Raw genomic sequence first — 3945 nt, 5'->3', positions numbered from 1 at the left:
AGTAGTATTGCCTTTTTATCTATTTACAGATACTTTCAATAGCATTGGATGGTGCAAACGCCGAGGGATAGAAAAGAATGCTTTATTTTTTGAAAAAAATTTAGCTGACCTAAAAAAAATCATCTTGAGTTAACCAAGGAGAATATTTGTTAATCCTATTATTAAACAGGGCGGTGTTGAATGAAAAAAACATATGGAACTATTTTATTGATCATCAGCAATGTCTTATCATCAGGAATAGCGGTTTTTATTTCTTTTGGTATTTTTAGTTTGAGTTCGATAGAGATTGAAGGAAAGCCTCCTTCTTATACAGGGGCTATTCAAATTGCTTTAGTGATTTTAGTGGTTGAATTGGTGAAGTGGTTTAGTTTTTACCAAGTTGTTTATAAAAATAAAACTCCCTATTTAGTCGTGTATCTTTTAATTAGTATGTTATTGATGACTGCAGGTTTCAAGCAATTAATGGCATTGCTTTTAGGGGTATTTTACTTTGTGTCCATAGTACTGCTGTTTTTTTCAATTAAAGATGTTCAAGCTAAAAAGGAGCCTACTCTTACAGAAAAAAGCGAAAAAGAGCACCCCATGAAATCAGGATTGGAAAAACTTGGGTTTTTCCTACTCATTCTCGCTACTGTTTATAATGGTGCTGAATTACTTTATTCGGTATCGTCAATGGATCCATATTTTAGGGAACAACCAGTAGCTTTAATGCAGATTATCATTATACCAGTAATTATCCTTACTTTGTCGTGCTATGCATTGTATAAAATAGGAACTAACCGTTATTCTTATTGGAAATATTTGTTTGTTATTCTAGCTGGTTTAAACGGCGTTTCCATTTTAAATATGTGGTATATTAAAAAGCAAGCAGGGGCTTCCTTTGCTCCAATACTTTCCGATCCATTAGCAATTCTTACAGTAAAACAGCTGTTGGTTAGTGCGGTTTATTTGATTGGTTTTGTGTTGATGAATAAAAAAGCAGGGCGTGAATAAGCTAGAAAAGAGTTGAGATGAAAAAATCTCAACTCCTTTATTATTTCGGAACTAAAATTTGAAGGATACTGTTTCCTGGAATCTGTGGCGGTAATGACCGAGTAGTGATTGGTTCAGTTACTAACATAACGGTAACAATTGTTCCGGCCTTAATTTCGTCCACACTCAGTTTTTCGTGAGTTTCAGCAGTTAGAATAGGTACGCCTTCTGTTAAAAGAACGACTTCATCAAAAGAAATAGCATCTGCATCTTCTCCAATTTGTTTCAAATTTTTCAAAATAAGTTGCTGTTTAGCTGCTGAACCGTCTTCTTTTACGGTTCCTTCGTATTTTATTCCCTTTTTTTGCGAAGAGTCAGAGAGCGAGTGTGCTGAATCAGCTGTATCCTCTTTTTTGGATGTTCCACAGCCAACAAGGGAAAGTACAAGTGCAATACCAACTGTCAGCAGTAAAGTTTTTTTCATTTTCAAACCACTCCTTTGTTTTTTCACTGTTCTTTTCTATTAATCTATAACGAATTTAGTTTAAAGTAAAATAGAAACCGTTACTGGATTATTCTTTTGTTTCTCTTTCGAAGGACGCTTTTCTTCTATTCAGCGAGTAAATGGAGTAAACTAAAAAGAAAGAAGTGGGAATGTTAAGGAGGGAAAGAAATGGGTTTTTTATCAATTATCATTCAGTTAGTGTTAGGAATTGTATTTTTAATATTTGGTTTTGTGAAATTTGATGCCAAAAAAAGAGGCAAGGATTTTGAGCGTTATGGATATCCTCAATGGTTTAGGATCGTCTCCGGTGTGATCGAAATTATTGCAGCTATATTAGCTATTTACGGGATCGTTAACCAAACGGCAGCTGCTTGGAGTGGGGTAGTCATTAGTGTGATTATGGTTGGAGCGATCTTTACTCAAATCAAAATTCGAGATCCGCTGCAAAAAATCTTAATGCCGGTAGTTATTTTGATTTTGGGAATGATTATTTTGGCTTTAAATTGGCAATTTATTTTGGGACAATAAAAAGGGCTGGGAAAAGTAGGTTTTACTCTGCTTTTCTCCAGTCTTTTTTGTTAATAAAAAATTGAAGAAAATAGAGGAAGCTTATGAGAGAAGAAATAAGAAGTCTGTTTAGGCAGAAAAACAGTTTCTGAAAGGTGTTTTTTGCTAATTTATGGTATGATGAAGGACGATAAGTAAGAAAGTAAATCAGTAGTTGGGAGCGAATAACATGAACAGGATTTATCCAGATGATAGCTGGGCATTACATACGGATTTGTATCAAATTAATATGATGCAAACGTATTGGGAGCTAGGAAAAGCAGACAAGCATGCTATATTTGAGTGCTACTTTAGAAATAATCCCTTTGAAAGTGGTTATGCTGTTTTTGCTGGTCTGGAACGCGTCGTAACGTATATAAAAAATTTAACCTTTTCAGAATCAGATATCAGCTATTTGCGAGAAGTGGGACAATATCCAGAAGACTTTTTAAATTACCTTGCTGAATTCAAATTTAGAGGAACCATTCGTTCAATGGTTGAAGGAGAAGTTGTTTTTGCTAATGAACCGATCATCCAAGTGGAAGGCCCTTTACTTGATTGTCAGTTTGTTGAAACAGCTATTTTAAATATTGTTAATTTTCAAACATTGATTGCGACGAAAGCTTCTCAGATCAAATCTGTTGTTGGAAATGATCCGGTGTTAGAGTTTGGCTCAAGAAGAGCGCAAGAAATGGATGCAGCGATTTGGGGAACTAGAGCGGCTTATATCGGCGGTTGCGATGCCACAAGCAATGTTCGAGCGGCCAAGATATTTGGGATTCCAGCAAGTGGAACCCATGCGCACTCGTTGGTCCAAGTATACCGGAATGACTATGATGCATTTAAAGCTTATGCAATGACGCATAAAGACTGTGTATTCTTAATAGACACCTATGATACGTTGAAATCCGGTGTACCGACTGCCATTAAAGTAGCGAAAGAAATGGGCGACAAAATCAACTTTTTAGGCGTTCGCTTAGATAGTGGAGATATGGCCTATATTTCAAAAAAAGTCCGCCAACAATTAGATGAAGCTGGATTCCCAGAAGCTAAAATTTATGCATCTAATGATTTAGACGAAAAAACAATTTTAAACTTACGAATGCAAGGAGCTAAAATAGACGTTTGGGGTGTCGGAACAAAGTTGATTACGGCATATGACCAGCCAGCGTTAGGTGCAGTCTATAAATTAGTCTCCATTGAAGACGAAAATGGCAAAATGGTAGATACGATGAAAATCTCCAGCAACGCTGAAAAAGTATCAACGCCTGGGAAAAAACAGGTATGGCGGATCACTGGAAACGATGATGGAAAATCTGAAGGAGATTATATTACATTATGGGAAGAAAAACCGGATGAAGCAAAAGAATTGTTTATGTTCCATCCTGTGCATACTTATATCAACAAAACGGTTACAAACTTTACAGCTCGTCCTTTATTAAAAGAAATCATTGCTGAAGGGGAACTAGTTTATTCTTTGCCGACCCTTGGAGAAATCAAAGAATATGCGATTGCCAGTTTGAATTCATTATGGGAAGAATACAAGCGCAGTTTAAACCCAGAAGCTTATCCTGTTGACTTGTCGCAAACTGCTTGGGATCATAAGATGAATTCCATTGCAGCCATCCGCAAAAGCATCAATCAACAAATCCAATAAATTTGTTTAACGGCTCCTAAAAAAAAGAACCTGTAATAGGTTCTTTTTTTTAGGAGTAGGATATTATAAGTTTTTTGCATTCAATGTCTAGCGAATCAAGGCGGGCTTGTCCCGCTTTTCTTACAGATAAATTGAAATTAGTATGAAATATAGAGGGTAAGGTGTTCCAATCTCTTTTAAGGACCTTAAGTCTCATAAACTTCTAGTGATAAGGTAGGCAAACTCCTTTTAAGGACCGTACGTCTCTTGAATTTCAATCGTTAAG

At 36.0% G+C, this 3945-nt stretch carries 4 protein-coding genes; 3 read left to right on the top strand and 1 reads right to left on the bottom strand.

The genetic code is table 11. The features are described 5' to 3' along the window. The first annotated feature begins 180 nt into the window (after positions 1–180). Entirely contained in the window at positions 181–993 is an 813-nt protein-coding gene (locus tag RT405_RS02100) for a hypothetical protein (RefSeq protein WP_313467159.1), read from the top strand. Between the two features lie 40 nt (positions 994–1033). Here the strand turns inward: RT405_RS02100 and RT405_RS02095 are convergent, their stop codons facing one another. After that, entirely contained in the window at positions 1034–1456 is a 423-nt protein-coding gene (locus RT405_RS02095) for a hypothetical protein (RefSeq protein WP_313467157.1), read from the bottom strand. Between the two features lie 189 nt (positions 1457–1645). Here RT405_RS02095 and RT405_RS02090 point away from each other — a divergent pair, with 189 nt between their 5' ends. Continuing rightward, complete coding sequence (locus RT405_RS02090) at positions 1646–2005, top strand: DoxX family protein (RefSeq protein ID WP_313467155.1); 360 nt, start codon at positions 1646–1648, stop codon at positions 2003–2005. 208 nt (positions 2006–2213) lie between these two features. After that, positions 2214–3680 carry a nicotinate phosphoribosyltransferase gene (locus tag RT405_RS02085; protein WP_313467153.1) on the top strand — a complete coding sequence of 489 codons (1467 nt, stop codon included), beginning with the start codon at positions 2214–2216 and terminating at the stop codon, positions 3678–3680. Positions 3681–3945 lie beyond the last annotated feature (265 nt).

This window comes from Carnobacterium sp. (genome assembly GCF_032094055.1).
Classification (GTDB): domain Bacteria; phylum Bacillota; class Bacilli; order Lactobacillales; family Carnobacteriaceae; genus Carnobacterium_A.
This window is presented reverse-complemented; position numbering and strand designations above follow the sequence as displayed.